Source organism: Pseudomonas sp. BF-R-26 (assembly GCF_019947395.1).
Taxonomy (GTDB): Bacteria; Pseudomonadota; Gammaproteobacteria; order Pseudomonadales; family Pseudomonadaceae; genus Aquipseudomonas; species Aquipseudomonas farris.
Window position 1 is genome coordinate 47072 of sequence record NZ_JAGYGK010000017.1, and the last position, 17521, is coordinate 64592.

Sequence of the window (17521 nt, forward strand, 5' to 3'; positions counted from 1 at the left end):
CCATGTACCCCTCGCTCAGCACCTTCAAACCCTGCGACCTGCCAACGCTGCTCAACAGTCTGCAGCCGATTGCGCCGCTGCTCGATACCCTGGCGGACGTGGTGTTTTTCATCAAGGACCGCGAAGCCCGCTACGCCTTCGTCAACCAGACCCTGGCCCGGCGTTGCGGTTTCAAACATCGCGAGGAACTGCTGGGGCTCACCGCCGAAATGGTGTTCCCTGAACGCTTCGGCCCGCTGTACACCGAACAGGACAGGCGGGTACTGTCCAGCGGCCGCGAACTGTCCGACCAACTGGAATTGCACCTGTATTACGGTAATCAGCCGATCTGGTGCCTGACTCACAAACTCGCCTTGCAGGATGAACAAGGTCAGATCGTTGGCCTGGCCGGGATCTCCCGCGACCTGCAATCACCCCAGTCCAACCATCCCGCCTTCCAGAAACTCGCCGCCGTGGATGCGCATATCCGCAGCCACTTCGCCCGCGCCATCAGCCTCGCCGAACTGACCGCCATCGCCGGCTATTCCGTGGCGCAACTGGAGCGTCACTGCAAACGGGTATTTCAGCTCACCCCACGGCAGATGATTCACAAAGCGCGCCTGGAAGAAGGTTCGCGGCTGTTACTGCACACCGACCTGCCGATCACCGAAATCGCCCTGCGCTGCGGTTACACCGACCACAGTGCCTTCAGCCGACAGTTCCGCGCCTTGACCAGCCTGTCACCGAGCCAGTTTCGGGATAATCAACGCTAGGGTCATTCTCCGGTGATTTGGTCCTGGGTTTGAGGGTGTTCTTTCGGGCCTCATCGCGGGCAAGCCCGCTCCCATAGTGATTGGTGTCGTAAACACATTCTTTGGTCAACGCAGATACCTGTGGGAGCGGGCTTGCCCGCGATGAGGCCAGTACCGCCACCACAAGGCTCGGTGGCAGACGGTTAAACAAGCACTGTTTAAATGACACTTCCAGACACTCACCCAGGCTACACATCCTTGCGCCGTTGCCTACGACTACGCCAAAATCCGCCGGCTTGTGCGCCTTGAGGCCGGGCTCTATCGTTTCCGGGTCGCTGACGAATCAGCGATCGGATTTGACCGTCCGAATCAATCAAGGCGCGCCAGCGTCCAAGACCTGTTTCAGGCATGTCTGAAATATCGTGTCGCGGTGGCTGTGCGTGGGACACCTTCGGGTGTGCCGGAGTCCTTGATGTCCGGTCGGTCAACCCGCGTACAGCTGCCACCTTGTTCGTTTGACCGCGAACGGCGGTAGCTCCACTCATCAAGGAGCTTCACCATGTTCAAACCGACACCCAACCCACCGGAAACCGATCCAACATCCCCCTACGAATCCCTCGATTCCAAAAAGCTCAACGAAGCCGCCGACCGCGCCCTCGACCATTACCTCAAGCCGCCCATCCCCAAAGACACCAAGCGCAAACCCAGCACCATTTACCATGTGGGTGCGAAGGTCGATAACGAAACCCTGCTGGTCAACGCCTGCGAATCCCTGGCATCGGCCAGCATGATGCTCAGTGAGTTCGCCGGCTTGATGGATATGCCACATCGCAACGTGATGTTGGGGATTCAATCGGTGGTCATGCTTGGTGAGTTGGCGGTGAATCGGGTGCTGGATAATCTCGATCCGCCGTCCTGACCATTAATCTGAGACCACAGGCTTTTTGTGGCGAGGGGGCTTGCCCCCGTTCGGCGGCGAAGCAGTCGTAAAAACGGCGTATGCGGTGTACCTGAAAACATACGGTTGCAGGTTTTGGGGTCGCTTCGCAACCCAACGGGGGCAAGCCCCCTCGCCACATGAGTGTCAGGTGTGCCTGGTCGATCAAAAAATCGCAGGGCCCGGTGTTCCTTAAAGGGGCGCCCCGCACAACCATTGCTCCCATCTGTAACACCTGCCATTACGGGCCTCGACCCTTACGGCGTCACGCTGACGCATTCAAAGACCTCTACTTCAACGCCTGACGATTAATTCGCACCCCTGCCTGGAAATAGGCACGTTGATTGCTATTGTTAATATCGTATACGAAATCCCCAATACGATATCCAACAGCACTTCACTTCAACGAGGCCTCTATGAAAACCCCCGCATTTGCCGTAGCCCTCAGCGCTGTTCTCAGTACCTCCTTTATTGCCACCGCCCAGGCCGACAAACTCGACGACATCATCGGTTCAGGCAAGCTGCGCTGCGCCGTGACCCTGGACTTCCCGCCCATGGGTTTTCGCGATGCAGGCAACAACCCGGCCGGTTTTGACGTGGACTACTGCCATGACCTGGCGAAAATCCTTGGGGTCGACGCCGAAGTGGTAGAGACGCCATTCCCGGATCGCATTCCGGCGCTGGTCTCCGGGCGTGCCGACGTGATCGTCGCCTCCACCTCCGACACCCTCGAGCGGGCCAAGACCGTCGGCCTTACCGTGCCCTACTTTGCCTTCCAGATGGTGGTGTTGACCCGCGACGACACTGGCATCAACAGTTTCGATGACATCAAGGGCAAACCCGTGGGCAACACCAGCGGCACCTATGAGGCCATCGCCCTGGAGAAAGACGTGAAGAAATGGGGCACCGGCACCTTCCGCGCCTATCAGTCGCAAAACGACACTCTGCTGGCAGTCGCCCAGGGTCATATCGACGCCACCGTGGTTACCAACACCGTGGCCGCCGCCACTCTCAAATCCGGCAAATACAAAAACCTGAAAGTCGCCGGTAACGCGCCGTACGTGATCGACTACGTTTCCCTCGGCGCCAAGCGCAACGAGTACGGTCTACTCCGGTATCTCGACCTGTTCGTGAACCAGCAAGTGCGAACAGGCCGTTACAACGAGCTGTTCACCAAATGGGTCGGCACCGAGATTTCACCCACCGACCTGACCGTGCCAAAGGTCTACTACTGAGATGTCCGGCATGCCTAGGCCCACTTCTCTGACCGGTCGCATCCTGGTCGCGGGCGCCGCCGAGGGTGTCCTGCTGTTCGCCGATATCGGGTTGAGTTTCTGGGGCGGGGTCGATCCATATAGCGGCGAGATCATTGACCGTCACCACCCGCTCAGCGGCGAATACCTAGCCGGCCGTGTGCTGGCCATTCCCAGCGGTCGCGGCTCGTGCACCGGTAGTAGCGTGTTGATGGAACTGATCAGCAACGGTCACGCACCGGCCGCACTGGTGCTGGCCGAGCCCGATGAGATCCTGACCCTGGGCGTGCTTTTGGCACAGACCATTTTCGAGCGTTCCCTGCCGGTGCTGTGCATCGGCCGGGAGGCCTTCGCCGCTCTGCGCGGTAAGGCCTTCGCTCGGGTCGAGGACACAACGCTGAGCCTGTTCGAGCTCCTGCCGGGCGATGCCTGGCAGGCACTCGACAACCCTTTGCCGAGCACCGATATCGCCACCGCGATCGAACTCACCGAACACGACCGGGCGCTGCTCGACGGTCAGCATGGCAAGGCCGCGCAGGTGGCGATGCAGATCGTCCTGCGCATGGCCGAACTGCAAGGTGCCCGACTTCTGGTGGATATCACCCAAGCGCACATTGACGGCTGCATCTACACCGGACCTGCGAGCCTGCGTTTTGCCCAACAGTTGGTGCAATGGGGAGCAACAGTGCGGGTGCCCACCACCCTCAATTCGATTTCCGTGGACCAGCGCCGCTGGCGCGAGCTAGGCATTGATCCCGCCCTCGGCGAACCGGCCAGTGCCTTGGGCGATGCTTATATGGCAATGGGCGCACAGCTGAGTTTCACCTGCGCGCCCTACCTGCTCGACAGCGCGCCAAAGGCTGGCGAGCAGATCGTCTGGGCCGAATCCAACGCGGTGGTTTATGCCAACAGCGTGCTCGGCGCACGCACCCTGAAGTATCCGGACTATCTGGACATCTGCATCGCGCTGACTGGCCGCGCCCCGTTGATCGGCTGCCATCTGGACGCGCAACGCAAGGCCCGGCTGCAGATCGAGTTGCCCGCCTTGGGTGAACTGGACGACGCCTTCTACCCGCTGCTCGGTTACCACATCGGCGCGCTGGCGGGCAGCCGGATTCCACTGGTGCGCGGGTTGGAAAACCGCCAGCCAAGCCTGGACGACCTCAAAGCTTTCGGCGCGGCATTTGCCACCACGTCCGCCGCGCCCTTGTTCCATATCGCCGGAATAACCCCGGAGGCCATCGACCCGTCTCAAGTGCTGGATACGGATATCCGGGTACCGGTAGAACACATCCTCTTGAAGGATCTGCTGGTCAGCTGGCGTGAACTCAACAGTGCCCGCGACAACCGGGTGGATGTGGTCTCGCTGGGCAATCCGCATTTCTCCCTCAGCGAGTTCGCCCACCTCGCGCGGTTGTGTCTCGGTCGGCACAAACACCCTGACGTGGTCCTCGCCATTACCTGCGGCCGTGCCGTGCTGGAGCAGGCTCGCGAAGCCGGGCATATCGCCGTGATCGAAGCTTTCGGCGCCACCCTGGTCACCGATACCTGCTGGTGCATGCTCGGCGAACCGGTGATCCCGCTGGCCGCAAAAACCTTGATGACCAACTCCGGCAAATACGCCCATTACGCACCGGGCCTGGTAGGCCGAAAAGTGCATTTCGCCAGCATCAAAGAATGCGTCGATGCCGCCTGCAATGCCACCGCCAGCGGGCGCCTGCCGGCGTGGCTACAACCTGCCGTCCTACTGGAGAGCCCTGCGCATGTTTGACTACAGCTTCCAATGGCGCTCAGCGCTGCGCGCCCTGCCGGACATGCTCGCCGGCGCCCTGGTCACCTTCGAGACCGCGGCGCTGTCGATGATCTTCGGCGTGCTGATCGCCCTGGCCCTGACCGTGATGCGCGAAAGCAAAAACCCGCTGCTGCGCGGCATCGGCAACGGCTGGGTATCGATCGCGCGCAACACCCCGTCGCTGTTCCAGATCTACGTCCTCTACTTCGGCCTCGGCTCGCTGGGCATGCACGTCAGTTCATGGCTCGCCCTGCTGGCCGGGATCACCTTCAACAATGCCGGGTACCTGGCGGAGAACTTTCGCGGTGGCCTCAAGGCCGTACCGGACACACAAGTGCGCGCTGCACGTTCGCTGGGCATGAGTGCCTTCCAGGCCTACCGCATGATCATCGTCCCGCAGCTGCTGCGAATCGTCTTCTACCCGCTGACTAATCAAATGGTCTGGGCGGTGCTGATGACGTCGTTGGGGGTGATCGTCGGGTTGAACAATGACCTGACCGGCGTGACCCAGGACTACAACGTCAAAACGTTCCGCACCTTCGAGTTCTTCGCCATCGCAGCGGTGCTGTATTACCTGATTGCCAAGGCGATCGTCGCGGCAGCCCGGCTGATGGCCTGGCGGTTGTTCCGTTACTGAGGAGCTGTGCATGTTCTCTACCGGTTTTTCCTCCAATGACCTGTTGTTCCTGCTCAATGGCGCCTGGGTCACGCTGCAATTGACGTTCTGGTCGATCATGCTCGGCTCCCTCGCCGGCTTGCTCTTCGGCCTGCTGCGGGCCTTGTTGCCGCGGGCCAGTCTGCCTCTGGCCTGGGTGCTGGACGTGTTTCGCAGCGTGCCGTTGCTGATCCAGTTCGTGCTGTTCAACTCGCTCAAAAGCATCGTCGGTTTGAACATCAGCGCCTTCAGCGTCGGCTGCATTGTGCTGGGGGTTTACGCCGCCGCGTATTTCACCGAGATCGTGCGCGCTGGCGTGCTGTCGGTGCCGTTCACCCTGCGCCGGGCCAGTCGTTCGCTGGGCCTGAGCTTCCTGCAGGACTTGCGCTGGATCGTCCTGCCGATGGCCACCCGGGTGGCTTTTCCCGGCTGGCTGAACCTGGTGCTCGGCGTGATGAAAGACACCGCGCTGGTGATGTGGATCGGCATCGTCGAACTGCTGCGCGCCTCGCAAACCATCGTCACCCGCATCCAGGAACCGTTGCTGGTGCTGTGCATCGCGGGCCTTATTTACTACGTCATGAGCCTGGTGGTCGCACGCCTGGGCGCTCGTCTGGAAAGAAGGTGGCAAGAAAATGATTGAGATCGACAACGTACATAAATCCTTCGGCGACCTCGCCGTGGTCAAGGGTGTCAGCCTGACAGTGAACAAGGGCGAGGTGGTGTCGATCATCGGCGGCTCGGGCTCCGGCAAATCGACCCTGCTGATGTGCATCAACGGCCTGGAACCGATCCAGAAAGGCAGCATTCGCGTCGACGGCGTCGAGGTCCATGACAGCGCCACCGACCTCAATCGCCTGCGGCAGAAAATCGGCATCGTGTTCCAGCAATGGAATGCCTTCCCGCACCTGACGGTGCTGGAAAACGTGATGCTGGCGCCACGCAAAGTCCTGGGCAAAAGCAAGTGCGACGCCGAGGAGTTGGCGGTGCGACAACTGACTCACGTGGGCCTTGCCGACAAGCTCAAGACCTTCCCCGGCAAGTTGTCCGGAGGCCAGCAGCAACGCATGGCCATCGCTCGCGCCCTGGCCATGTCGCCGGACTACATGCTGTTCGACGAAGCCACGTCGGCCCTCGACCCGCAATTGGTCGGTGAGGTGCTGGACACCATGCGCATGCTCGCCGAAGACGGCATGACCATGGTGCTGGTGACCCACGAAATCCGCTTTGCCCGCGATGTATCCGACCGCGTGGCGTTCTTTCGCAATGGCCTGGTGCACGAGATCGGCTCGCCGGATCAGGTGATTGGTAATCCGGTGCATGCGGAAACGGCGACTTTTCTGAAATCGGTGAAGTAACGGATGACCCCATCGCGGGCAAGCCCGCTCCCACAGGGTTTGATGGTGTCCGCAAAATCGGTGGCCAACCCAGATCACTGTGTGTGAGAGGTGATTGGTAACCCGATGCATGCGGAAACGGCGGCATTTCTGAAATCGGTGAAGTAACTGATGGCCCCTTCGCGGGCAAGCCCGCTCCCACAGGTATCTGTGTTGGCCACCAATTTTGTGTACACCATCAAACCCTGTGGGAGCGGGCTTGCCCGCGATGAGGCCTCAACAGGCAATAGAAGGAGCAACCCATGCGCTCATCGAAAGTGATTCATGTAGTCAGCTGTCATGCCGAAGGCGAAGTCGGCGATGTGATCGTCGGCGGTGTCGCCCCACCACCGGGCGCCACTGTGTGGGAGCAATCGCGCTGGATCGCCAAGGATCAGACACTGCGCAACTTCGTGCTCAACGAGCCTCGCGGCGGCGTGTTCCGTCACGTCAATCTGCTGGTGCCGGCCAAGGATCCTCGGGCGCAAATGGCCTGGATCATCATGGAACCGGCGGACACGCCACCGATGTCCGGCTCCAATTCGTTGTGCGTCGCCACCGTGCTGCTCGACAGCGGCATTCTGCCGATGACCGAACCACAAACCCGACTGGTGCTCGAAGCACCCGGCGGCCTGATCGAGGCTGTGGCCGATTGCCGTGATGGCAAGGTCGAGCGGGTAGAAATCAAGAACGTACCCTCCTTCGCTGACCGCCTCGACGCCTGGATCGAAGTCGAAGGCCTTGGCTCGTTGCAGGTCGACACTGCGTATGGCGGCGACAGTTTTGTGATCGCCGACGCCGAGTGCCTGGGCTTTTCCATCCGTCCTGATGAGGCTGCCGACCTGGTGGCGGTCGGGTTGAAAATCACTCGCGCGGCCAATGAACAATTGGGCTTCGTCCATCCGCTGAACCCTGAGTGGTCACATATTTCCTTCTGCCAGATTGCCGCGCCCATCGTCGTTGAAAATGGCATAGCCACCGGCGCCAACGCGGTGGTGATTCAACCCGGCAAGATCGACCGCTCACCCACCGGCACTGGCTGCTCGGCGCGCATGGCGGTGCTGCAGGCCAAGGGCTTGATGCAGGTCGGTGAGCGCTTTATTGGCCGTTCGATCATCGGTTCCGAATTCCACTGTCGCATCGATTCCCTGACCGAAGTGGCCGGACGCCCGGCGATCTACCCATGCATTTCCGGCCGGGCCTGGATCACCGGCACCCACCAACTGCTGCTCGATCCGAGCGATCCGTGGCCACAGGGCTATCGCCTGTCTGACACCTGGCCAGGTGCCTGAAACTCCCCCAGACCAACGGCTACCAAAAACCCCTGACTAATTGAAAAAAACACTAGCCGAGTCATTGCCATTTAAAATATCGTATACGAAATACAATTAACGAACCGGAGGCAACAATGAGCAAGCGTATTAACTGGAGTGGCGTCTTCCCCGCGGTGACCACTCAATTCAACGACGACTTCTCCATCAACCTGGAAAAAACCCATCAGGTGATTTCCAACGTGATCCGTGACGGCGTATCGGGCCTGGTGGTGTGCGGTTCGGTGGGGGAAAACACCTCATTGACCGCCGAAGAAAAAATCGCCGTGACCGAAGTCGCGGTCGACGCCTCCCGGGGTCGCGTGCCAGTGATCTGCGGTGTGGCCGAGTTCACCAGCGTGCAAGCGGCCAAGGTCGCCAATGCCGTGCGCCGGGTCGGCGTCGACGGCGTGATGCTGATGCCGGCGCTGGTCTACGGTTCCAAACCGTTCGAGACCGCCGAGCACTACCGCTACGTGGCGAAAAACGCCGACGTACCGCTGATGGTCTACAACAACCCGCCGATCTACAAAAACGACGTCACCCCGGACATCCTGATTTCCCTGGCCGACTGCGACAACGTGGTGTGCTTCAAGGATTCGTCAGGCGATACCCGTCGTTTCATCGACGTGCGCAATGAAGTCGGCGACCGTTTCGTGCTGTTCGCAGGTTTGGACGACGTGGTACTGGAAAGCATCGCGGTAGGTGCCGAAGGCTGGGTCTCGGGCATGTCGAACGTATTCCCGAAAGAAGGCGAAACCATCTTCCGCCTGGCCAAGGCCGGTCGCTTCGCCGAAGCCATGCCGATCTACGAATGGCTGATGCCGATCCTGCACCTCGATGCCCGCGCCGACCTGGTGCAGTGCATCAAGCTCTGCGAAGCCATCGCCGGTCGCGGCAGCGCGCTGACCCGTCCGCCACGCCTGGCACTGCCGGAAGCTGATCGGGTATTCGTCGAGCAGATCATGGCCAAGGCCTTGGCTAACCGTCCGGAGTTGCCCGACGTCGGTCTCTGAGTGATTGCCGGGCGGGTCTTTGCGGACCCGGCCCGGCTGCCTGTTTTTGCGCCTCTACAGGAAACGCCAGCATGTCCAATCCTCTACACACGCAAAGCGCAACCACCCCCTCGGGACTCAAACGCGTAGTGGCCGCCGCCATGGCCGGCACCGTCGCCGAGTGGTATGAGTTCTTTCTCTACGGCACCGCCTCGGCACTGGTCTTCGGCCAGTTGTTCTTCCGCCAGACCGACAGTCCCATCGACGGCATCATCGCCGCCTTCGCCTTGTACGCGGTCGGCTTTCTCGCTCGTCCGTTGGGCGGTCTGGTGTTCGGTCACTACGGTGACAAGTTCGGCCGAAAACGCCTGCTGCAATTGAGCCTGGTGGTGGTCGGCATCACGACTTTCCTGATGGGCTGCCTGCCGGGCTTCGACAGCATCGGCTATGCCGCGCCAGTATTATTGGTGTTGCTGCGGCTGATCCAGGGCTTTGCCTTTGGCGGTGAATGGGGCGGCGCGATTCTGCTGGTGTCCGAACACTGCCCGGACAACCGTCGAGGCTTCTGGGCCAGTTGGCCGCAAGCCGGGGTGCCGGCCGGCAACATGGTGGCCACGGTCGCGCTGTTGCTGTTGTCGTCGAACCTGTCGGAGGAGCAATTCCTCGCTTGGGGCTGGCGCGTGGCGTTCTGGTTCTCGGCTGTGGTGGTGCTGATCGGCTACTGGATTCGCACCAGCGTCGATGACGCGCCGATCTTCAAAGAAGCCCAGGCCCGTCAGGCGCAGACCAAGCAACAACAGCTGGGCGTGGTCGAAGTGCTGCGTCATCACTGGCGCGCCGTGCTGGTCGGCATCGGCGCACGCTTTGCCGAGAACATCCTCTATTACACCGTGGTCACCTTTTCGATCACCTATCTGAAACTGGTGGTGCACAAGGACACTTCGGAAATTCTGCTGCTGATGTTCGGCGCGCACTTGGTGCACTTCTTCCTGATTCCGTTGATGGGCTATCTGTCGGATATCGTCGGGCGCAAACCGATCTACCTGACCGGCGCGGTGCTCACTGCGTTCTGGGGCTTTGTCGGTTTCCCGATGATGGACACCGGCAATAACTGGCTGATCATGGCGGCGATCATTCTGGGCCTGGGCATCGAGTCTATGACCTATGCGCCCTACTCGGCTCTGATGGCCGAAATGTTCCCGACCCACGTGCGCTACACCGCCCTTTCACTGTGCTATCAGGTGGCGCCGATTTTCGCCGGTTCCCTTGCACCGCTGATTGCCATCACGCTGCTCAACAAATATCACAGCTCGACACCCATCGCCTGGTACCTGGTGGGCGCCGCGCTGATCTCCATCGTTGCCGTCGGCCTGACCCGGGAAACGCGTGGCAAGTCGTTGCATCAGGTGGATGCGGAATCCGCCGCGCGTATTGCTGCACTGGATAGCGCCGTGCCGGCCACACGCCGGGGTGATTCACTGGCCTGAGCTCAATACCTGTAGGAGCGAGCTTGCCCGCGAAGGCCGCGCATCAGGCGACATCAATATTGACTGTGCCGACGTCTTCGCGGGCAAGCCCGCTCCTACAGGGAACCCACCTTTTTCGACAGGAGTTTTTTCGATGCCCGAGATCATCGGCCACAACTACATCGGCGGCTCCCGCAGCGCCGCTGGCAGCATCACTCTGCACAGTCACGACGCCAGTACCGGCGAAGCACTGCCCTTCTCTTTCATGCAAGCCACCGCAGAGGAAGTGGACGCCGCCGCCCAGGCCGCTGCTACCGCTTACCCGGCCTTTCGCAACTTGCCAGCGACTCGCCGTGCAGAATTTCTTGAGGCCATCGCCGCGCAACTGGATACGCTGGATGATGAATTCGTCGCTCTGGTCACCCGCGAAACCGCGCTGCCGACCGGGCGCATTCAAGGTGAGCGCAGCCGTACCAGCAACCAAATGCGCCTGTTCGCCCAGGTTCTGCGCCGGGGCGCTTTCTATGGTGCGCGCATCGACCGTGCCTTGCCCGACCGTCAGCCACTGCCACGGGTCGACCTGCGTCAATACCGGATCGGCGTCGGTCCGGTGGCCGTGTTCGGCGCCAGTAATTTCCCGCTGGCCTTTTCCACCGCCGGCGGTGACACCGCTGCCGCCCTGGCCGCCGGTTGCCCGGTGGTGTTCAAGGCCCACAGCGGACACATGGCGACCGCCGAACGCGTGGCCGATGCAATCATCCGCGCCGCCGAGCAAACCGACATGCCCAACGGTGTGTTCAACATGATCTACGGCGCGGGCGTCGGTGAAGCGCTGGTCAAGCATCCGGTGATCCAGGCCGTCGGTTTCACCGGCTCGCTAAAGGGCGGTCGCGCCCTCTGTGACATGGCCGCCGCACGGCCACAACCGATCCCGGTGTTCGCCGAAATGAGCAGCATCAACCCGGTACTCATATTGCCGGAAGCCCTGCTCGCCCGTGGCGAGAAAATCGCCGGTGAACTGGTGGCGTCGGTGGTCCAGGGTTGCGGTCAGTTCTGTACCAATCCGGGGTTGGTGATGGGTATGCGCTCACCCCACTTCAGCGCTTTCACCGCGCGGCTCAGTGCCTTGATGGCCGAACAACCGGCGCAAACCATGCTCAACGCCGGCACCCTCGGCAGCTACCAAAAAGGTGTGCAGGCCTTGCTCGACCATCCGGGAATAACCCGCTTGGCAGGCCACGATCAGCAGGGCAATCAAGCGCGGCCGCAACTGTTCAAGGCCGACGTCAGTCTGTTGTTCAAGGGTGATCCGCTATTGCAGGAAGAAGTGTTCGGCCCGACCACTATTGTCGTCGAAGTGGCCGACAAGGCCGAGTTGCGACAAGCGCTTAACAGTTTGCACGGTCAACTCACCGCGACGTTGATTGGCGAAGCACAGGACCTGAAGGAACACGCCGATCTGCTGGTGCAGCTGGAACAAAAGGTCGGTCGGGTGCTGTTCAACGGCTATCCCACCGGCGTCGAAGTTTGCGATGCCATGGTGCATGGCGGGCCCTACCCGGCGACCTCCGACGCCCGTGGCACGTCGGTCGGCAGCCTGGCCATCGAGCGCTTCCTGCGCCCGGTGTGCTACCAGAACTGCCCGGACGCCTTGTTGCCCGACGCCCTGAAAAACGCCAACCCGTTGGGCATTGCTCGACTGGTTGATGGCAACATCCACCGCGAACCGGTTTAACAAACACTCAAAAAGCTGTGGGAGCGGGCTTGCCCGCGATGACGTCGGCACCTTCAAATTGAACGTGACTGACACACCGCAATCGCGGGCAAGCCCGCTCCCACAGGGTTGAGCACTCTGATTCAATCAGGACAGCAACGCCTTCAGGTCGTTGTACAACGCCTCAGGAATCTGCACTCCCTCCACCACACTGCGTGCCCGCGCCGCATAACGCCGTTGCGACGGCAAGCGTGCACCCTGCCCTTCAATGCCCTGAAACAACACTTCGGCCCGGGCCAAATGTTCCTCAGTGGCCGCCCCCAGAAAACGTCGCGGATCCAGCGCAATGATCAACTCGCCATGGTACGGCGACGACTTGCTGCCCGCGTCATAGGCCAGCGACTCGGCACTGGTTAGATCACCGATCAGCGGCCCGGCGATCAACTCCACCATCGCCGCCAGCGCCGAGCCCTTGTGCCCACCGAACGTCAGCATCGCGCCGCCGTCGAGTACCACATTGGCATCGGTGCTCGGCCGGCCCTCAGCGTCCACGCCCCAACCCTCGGGAATCGCCTTGCCGGCACGCCGATGCAACTCGATATCACCCCGGGCAATCGCACTGGTGGCGAAGTCGAACACAAACGGATCCTGCCCCGAACGCGGCCAGCCAAAGGCAATGGGATTGGTGCCGAACACCGGCACATGTCCCCCGGCCGGTGCCACCCAGGCATGACTCGGATTACACGCCAGCGCCACCAACCCGGCAGCGGTCAACTGCTCGATCTCCACCCACAGCGCCGAGAAATGCACACAGCGATTGATCGCCAACGCCGCAATCCCGTTGGCCCGGGTTTTCTCCGCCAGCAACCCAAGCCCCGCCTGAAACGCCAATTGCGAAAAACCACCAGCGGCATCCACCCGCACGATCGACGGAGCCTGGTCGATCACCTGCGGCTCGGCATCGGCCGACACCTTGCCGGCCTGCAGGGAATTCACGCAGCCCAGAATCCGGTACAAACCGTGGGAGGCACAGCCATCGCGCTCGCCGGCGATCACCGTCGCCGCCACCGCTTGCGCGTGGGCCAGATTAAAACCGTTGTGCAACAGGATCGATTCGGCCAGTTCACGGGCTTCGATCAGGGTCAGTCGGATCATGCTCATCTCCTTGGACAGACCGGTCAGGGTGGTCTATTTGCAGGAAGGTGGCTTGATGGGTTTTGGCGCAGGGGGTGACGAAATTGGCACAGCGGTGGTGAAGGGGCGGCCTGCGGTCTTCTTGCGTCATGGCACGCTCAGTCAACTCTGGCCGTTGTGCTCAAGTATCACAAAATTCCTGGAATTAAAGTCGAAGTGCCAGGGGAAGTTACCCCGCTCACAATGACAAAAATAGAGCCACTGCGATGAGCCTGACAAAATCCCTGCCAGCCTGCCTGGCAATCACCTTCGCATCATTTGCCGCACATGCAGCAGATGGCCCTCCACCCCCCTCGGTGAACCAGCCCAGCGGCATAAACCTGGGCGGCACCAGTTTTTACGATGGTTTCGCGGGACCGCCCGGGTTGACGCATCAGACCTATCTGAAGTTCAGCACCGCAAGCAGCATCAGGGACAATGCAGGCAAGGATAATGGCGCCTTTGATAATCCGAAGATCAACGTCATCACGCTGATCAATCAGCTGAGCTATTACTCACCTGACACCATCGGGGGCGGTGCGCACCTGGGCTGGAGTTTGTTGGTGCCCATCGTCTCTCTGGACGGCGACTTCGGAGACAACGGGGCCAAGCTCCAGGATAACGCCACCGGCCTCGGTGACATCACGGTTGGACCTCAGGTCCAGTTCGATCCGATCGTCGACGCCCACGGCAGGCCGGTTTTTGTGCAGCGTGTGGCCTTCGATACCATCCTTCCAACGGGTAAATACGACAAACATAAAGACCTGAACCCAGGCTCCAACTACTTCTCTCTGAACCCCTACTGGGCAGCGACCTGGATGCCCGCACCGCGTTGGGAGGTGAGCTGGAGGTTGCAGTACCTGTACAACTTCAAGAACGACGACCCCGCCAGCAGCTCGGCGCAATATTTCGAAGGGCAATCCGTACGCGACACCCAGGCAGGACAGTCGGCGTGGGCCAACTTCACGGCCTCGTATGAAGTGATCCCAAAGGTCTCGGTCGGCATCAACGGGTACTACTTCAGGCAGATATCGGATGACGAAGTCAACGGAGGCAGGCTGAGCAATTCTCGGGAAAAGGTATTGGGCATTGGTCCGGGTCTGTTCTGGAAAATCACCGAAGACAAAGCCTTTTGGCTGAACACCTATAAAGAGACCGGCGTCGAAAACCGCTCCCGAGCGGATTACCAAGTGCAGGTTCGTTACGTTCACAAGTTCTGACTGACGTGTGCGCCCGCTCCTGCATGAGGAGTGGCCCCCCTGACCCGAGGTGATACTTCATGAACGCGCTCGACTCCATCGACAGCAAAAAATCATTGGGCGCTATTTGCCTGATGATGGTCATTTCCCTAGGGACGCTGCAAATCCAGCCTATTCTGGGTGGCGCGTTGATCGATCAACTCGGCTTGCCGCTCAATGCAATAGGCACCATTTTCGCAACAGAGCTTATTGCGATGGCCATCGCCTGCGGTGTTTGCGCCATGTTCATGGCGAGCATTGACCGGCGCCGCTTCGCCCTGGTTGCATTGTTGATCCTGGCGTCAGGCAATCTGGCCAGCACTCAACTGCACAGCCAGACTTGGCTACTCATTTGCAGAATGATCTGCGGCGCAAGCGGCGGCGCTGTTATGGCGGTTGTCTACGCTACAGCAGCACTGCGCACGTCTAAAGATGCAACTTTCGCAGTCATCAATATCGGCAATCTCCTCTGGGGCATGCTGCTGGTGACCTCCATGCCCATGATCGTGCAAACATTCGGCGTGAATGGTGCATTTTCCCTATTGGCCATCACCAGCGTGCTCGCGGTGTTGGGTTGCAGGAGGGTGCCCAAGCGCTACCCGGAAACACATCGTTCGGCCAACCTCTCGACTCCGCCATTTGGTCTCACGTCCATCCTGTTGATCATGCTGTTTGCGCTGCTGTTTTTCGGACATTCCGCCCTGTGGGTTTACCAGGAGCGCATCGGCAAAAGCATTGGCCTGGCGCCGCAGCAGATTGGTGGCATTCTCGGAGGCAGCATCCTTGCCGGCGCCCTTGGAGCAGGTCTTGCCGGGCTGATCGGACGTCGCCTGGGTTTGCTGTTTCCGCAACTTTTGAGCTTCGGTACAGCGCTGCTGGCGACCCTGGTCATGGTCTATGGCGATAGTGCCGTTGCTTTTGCCGCCACTGCCTGCCTGATCCATATGGTGTGGTTTTTCAGCCTGCCTTACCTGCTGTCCATGGCGGCAGAACTGGACCCTTCCGGTCGACTGGCGGGTTTGGGTAACGCCGCCATTTTTATCGGCCAAGGGCTCGGCCCATTTGGTGCAGCACTTGTCGTCGGTGAGGGACACTTCCGGGCCGTCGGATGGCTGGCCGCCTCAGCCTATTTGGCAGCCTTGATTATTTCGTGTCTGGTCGTTGCACGCTTTCGTCGAGGCGCGAAGCCTACCGGGCCGGCAATGTCCCCCCAATCGGTCTGAACGCTCACCCTGAACATGAACGAAACCGCCTATTAATGAGATGACCTGATGACTATTCCATTCCCTCAAACCCCTGAGTTTTCTGGTGCGCTCTATACGCCCAGCCGCGTAGAAGCAGAAGTGTTCGATCTCGAGATTGAAGGCACCCTTCCCGCCTCGATCCGTGGGACGTTTTATCAGGTCGCGCCAGACCCGCAGTACCCACCGATGCTGGGCACCGATATCTTTTTCAACGGTGATGGAATGGTCAGCGGGTTCTACTTCGCAAACGGCAAGGTTTCGCTGCGACGCCGCTACGTGAAGACGGACCGGTTGCTGGCCCAGCGTCGTGAAGGTCGTTCGCTCAATGGTATCTATCGAAACGTCTACACCAATGATCCACTCGCGGCGAAGAACAACACCACCGCGAACACCACCGTCGTGCCACACAACGGTGTCTTGCTCGCACTCAAGGAAGATGCCATGCCTTGGGCAATGGATCTCGAAACGCTGGAGACCCTCGGCGAATGGAATTTTGACGGGCAGATCAAATCAGCGACGTTCACCGCACACCCCAAGCTCGACCCGGCAACAGGAAACCTCTTGGCATTCAGCTATGAAGCCAAAGGAGAAGGCACGCCTGACCTGGCCTATTTCGAACTCTCGCCAGACGGAAAGCTGCTGCATGAGATCTGGTTCCAGGCACCTTATGCAGCCATGGTTCATGATTTCGCGGTGACCGAACACTACGTCGTGTTCCCGCTCATTCCGTTAACAGTGGACATCGAACGCATGAAAAACGGGGGGCCGCACTTCCAATGGCAACCCGATTTACCTCAGCTTTTCGCTGTCGTGCCACGCAACGGATGTGCGCAAGACGTTCGCTGGTTCAAGGGCCCCAAGGAAGGTTTCCAGGGTCATACACTCAATGCGTTCGATGAGGACGGCAAGGTTTACGTCGATATGCCGGTCACCGGAGGGAACATCTTCTACTTTTTCCCCCAGGCGGACGGTTATGTCCCACCGCCTGAAACGCTAGCCGCCAGCCTGATGCGCTGGACCTTTGACCTGAATGGTTCGCAGGACGAAATCCAACCGCAGCCACTGACTGACTACCCCTGTGAGTTTCCAAGGTGTGATGACCGCTACATCGGTCGAAAGTACGAGCACGGCTTCCTGCTCGCCTTTGATCCGCAGCGCCCCTACAACCCCGAGAATGGACCGATACCGTTTCAGTTTTTCAACTTGCTGGCTCACGTGAACCTGAAAACAGGAACCACCGACGCCTGGTTTCCCGGTGACAGCGGATGCTTCCAGGAGCCCATTTTCATTCCGCGCTCCCCAAATGCGGAGGAAGCCGATGGCTATGTCATTTCCCTACTCAATCTCATCGCAGAGGGCCGTAGTGAGCTCGTCGTTCTTGACTCTCGTGACATGGAGAGTGGCCCGATTGCGCGAATCAAAGTCCCGTTCCGGATGCGCATGTCGCTGCACGGGTGCTGGGCACCGAGCTGACGCATTGTGTGTCGCGTTGCCGAATGCAGGTTCCGTCCGCTGCTACAGATCGCTGACGGGTATTAAGCCCTCGTCCCTTTTCCAACCTCTCATAACATCGTTGCCATCCGCATACCGTACGGGTGGCACACCTCCCTCATCGCCCTTTTTCCCTCGATCCTGCG

15 protein-coding genes are annotated in these 17521 nt (G+C 60.2%); 14 read left to right on the plus strand and 1 reads right to left on the minus strand.

Annotated elements, in window-relative coordinates; all coding sequences use genetic code 11:
- Window positions 1–2 precede the first annotated feature (2 nt).
- From KGB18_RS23880 to KGB18_RS23930, 11 genes are all read left to right on the plus strand, one after another.
- Complete coding sequence (locus KGB18_RS23880; RefSeq protein ID WP_038980169.1) at window positions 3–752, plus strand: AraC family transcriptional regulator; 750 nt, start codon at window positions 3–5, stop codon at window positions 750–752.
- Between the two features lie 538 nt (window positions 753–1290).
- The gene (locus tag KGB18_RS23885) at window positions 1291–1650 is read left to right on the plus strand and encodes a DUF6124 family protein (protein ID WP_223570567.1); all 360 of its coding nucleotides are present in this window, start codon (window positions 1291–1293) and stop codon (window positions 1648–1650) included.
- A gap of 434 nt (window positions 1651–2084) precedes the next feature.
- The gene (locus KGB18_RS23890) at window positions 2085–2903 is read left to right on the plus strand and encodes a transporter substrate-binding domain-containing protein (RefSeq protein ID WP_223570568.1); all 819 of its coding nucleotides are present in this window, start codon (window positions 2085–2087) and stop codon (window positions 2901–2903) included.
- Between the two features lie 10 nt (window positions 2904–2913).
- The gene (locus KGB18_RS23895; protein WP_223570569.1) at window positions 2914–4692 is read left to right on the plus strand and encodes an aconitase X; all 1779 of its coding nucleotides are present in this window, start codon (window positions 2914–2916) and stop codon (window positions 4690–4692) included.
- Window positions 4685–5350, plus strand: coding sequence for an amino acid ABC transporter permease (locus tag KGB18_RS23900; protein ID WP_123721031.1), 666 nt, complete (start codon window positions 4685–4687; stop codon window positions 5348–5350). The genes KGB18_RS23895 and KGB18_RS23900 overlap by 8 nt, the downstream gene beginning before the upstream one ends.
- A gap of 10 nt (window positions 5351–5360) precedes the next feature.
- Window positions 5361–6011, plus strand: a complete 651-nt coding sequence (locus KGB18_RS23905) for an amino acid ABC transporter permease (RefSeq protein ID WP_030132198.1) — start codon at window positions 5361–5363, stop codon at window positions 6009–6011.
- Window positions 6004–6726, plus strand: a complete 723-nt coding sequence (locus tag KGB18_RS23910; protein WP_201060037.1) for an amino acid ABC transporter ATP-binding protein — start codon at window positions 6004–6006, stop codon at window positions 6724–6726. Before KGB18_RS23905 ends, KGB18_RS23910 begins: the two co-directional genes overlap by 8 nt.
- Before the next feature lie 281 nt (window positions 6727–7007).
- Entirely contained in the window at window positions 7008–8036 is a 1029-nt protein-coding gene (locus tag KGB18_RS23915; protein ID WP_123721029.1) for a trans-3-hydroxy-L-proline dehydratase, read from the plus strand.
- Between the two features lie 116 nt (window positions 8037–8152).
- Window positions 8153–9070, plus strand: coding sequence for a dihydrodipicolinate synthase family protein (locus KGB18_RS23920; protein ID WP_007903713.1), 918 nt, complete (start codon window positions 8153–8155; stop codon window positions 9068–9070).
- A gap of 71 nt (window positions 9071–9141) precedes the next feature.
- Window positions 9142–10536 (plus strand): fosfomycin efflux MFS transporter AbaF, encoded by a 1395-nt coding sequence (gene abaF / locus KGB18_RS23925; protein ID WP_223570570.1) that lies wholly within the window; start codon window positions 9142–9144, stop codon window positions 10534–10536.
- 133 nt (window positions 10537–10669) lie between these two features.
- Window positions 10670–12250 (plus strand): aldehyde dehydrogenase (NADP(+)), encoded by a 1581-nt coding sequence (locus tag KGB18_RS23930; protein ID WP_223570571.1) that lies wholly within the window; start codon window positions 10670–10672, stop codon window positions 12248–12250.
- Between the two features lie 126 nt (window positions 12251–12376).
- Here the strand turns inward: KGB18_RS23930 and KGB18_RS23935 are convergent, their stop codons facing one another.
- Window positions 12377–13384, minus strand: coding sequence for an Ldh family oxidoreductase (locus KGB18_RS23935; protein WP_223570572.1), 1008 nt, complete (start codon window positions 13382–13384; stop codon window positions 12377–12379).
- Between the two features lie 245 nt (window positions 13385–13629).
- Between KGB18_RS23935 and KGB18_RS23940 the strand changes: the two genes are divergently transcribed.
- Genes KGB18_RS23940 through KGB18_RS23950 form a run of 3 tightly spaced genes read left to right on the plus strand, consistent with a single transcriptional unit; the run spans window position 13630 to window position 17357 of the window.
- Window positions 13630–14622, plus strand: a complete 993-nt coding sequence (locus tag KGB18_RS23940; RefSeq protein ID WP_052965285.1) for a transporter — start codon at window positions 13630–13632, stop codon at window positions 14620–14622.
- Between the two features lie 59 nt (window positions 14623–14681).
- Window positions 14682–15863, plus strand: coding sequence for an MFS transporter (locus KGB18_RS23945; protein WP_052965286.1), 1182 nt, complete (start codon window positions 14682–14684; stop codon window positions 15861–15863).
- A 48-nt stretch (window positions 15864–15911) separates the two neighbouring features.
- On the plus strand, window positions 15912–17357 hold the full coding sequence (locus KGB18_RS23950) for a carotenoid oxygenase family protein (RefSeq protein WP_223570573.1): 1446 nt from the start codon (window positions 15912–15914) through the stop codon (window positions 17355–17357).
- Window positions 17358–17521 lie beyond the last annotated feature (164 nt).

Excerpts from the sequence above, each read along its gene's own strand:
- KGB18_RS23880 (WP_038980169.1), top strand. The coding sequence starts at position 3 with ATGTACCCCTCGCTCAGCACCTTCAAACCCTGCGACCTGCCAACGCTG.
- KGB18_RS23885 (WP_223570567.1), top strand. The coding sequence starts at position 1,291 with ATGTTCAAACCGACACCCAACCCACCGGAAACCGATCCAACATCCCCC.
- KGB18_RS23890 (WP_223570568.1), top strand. The coding sequence starts at position 2,085 with ATGAAAACCCCCGCATTTGCCGTAGCCCTCAGCGCTGTTCTCAGTACC.
- KGB18_RS23895 (WP_223570569.1), top strand. The coding sequence starts at position 2,914 with ATGCCTAGGCCCACTTCTCTGACCGGTCGCATCCTGGTCGCGGGCGCC.
- KGB18_RS23900 (WP_123721031.1), top strand. The coding sequence starts at position 4,685 with ATGTTTGACTACAGCTTCCAATGGCGCTCAGCGCTGCGCGCCCTGCCG.
- KGB18_RS23905 (WP_030132198.1), top strand. The coding sequence starts at position 5,361 with ATGTTCTCTACCGGTTTTTCCTCCAATGACCTGTTGTTCCTGCTCAAT.
- KGB18_RS23910 (WP_201060037.1), top strand. The coding sequence starts at position 6,004 with ATGATTGAGATCGACAACGTACATAAATCCTTCGGCGACCTCGCCGTG.
- KGB18_RS23915 (WP_123721029.1), top strand. The coding sequence starts at position 7,008 with ATGCGCTCATCGAAAGTGATTCATGTAGTCAGCTGTCATGCCGAAGGC.
- KGB18_RS23920 (WP_007903713.1), top strand. The coding sequence starts at position 8,153 with ATGAGCAAGCGTATTAACTGGAGTGGCGTCTTCCCCGCGGTGACCACT.
- abaF (WP_223570570.1), top strand. The coding sequence starts at position 9,142 with ATGTCCAATCCTCTACACACGCAAAGCGCAACCACCCCCTCGGGACTC.
- KGB18_RS23930 (WP_223570571.1), top strand. The coding sequence starts at position 10,670 with ATGCCCGAGATCATCGGCCACAACTACATCGGCGGCTCCCGCAGCGCC.
- KGB18_RS23935 (WP_223570572.1), bottom strand. The coding sequence starts at position 13,384 with ATGATCCGACTGACCCTGATCGAAGCCCGTGAACTGGCCGAATCGATC.
- KGB18_RS23940 (WP_052965285.1), top strand. The coding sequence starts at position 13,630 with ATGAGCCTGACAAAATCCCTGCCAGCCTGCCTGGCAATCACCTTCGCA.
- KGB18_RS23945 (WP_052965286.1), top strand. The coding sequence starts at position 14,682 with ATGAACGCGCTCGACTCCATCGACAGCAAAAAATCATTGGGCGCTATT.
- KGB18_RS23950 (WP_223570573.1), top strand. The coding sequence starts at position 15,912 with ATGACTATTCCATTCCCTCAAACCCCTGAGTTTTCTGGTGCGCTCTAT.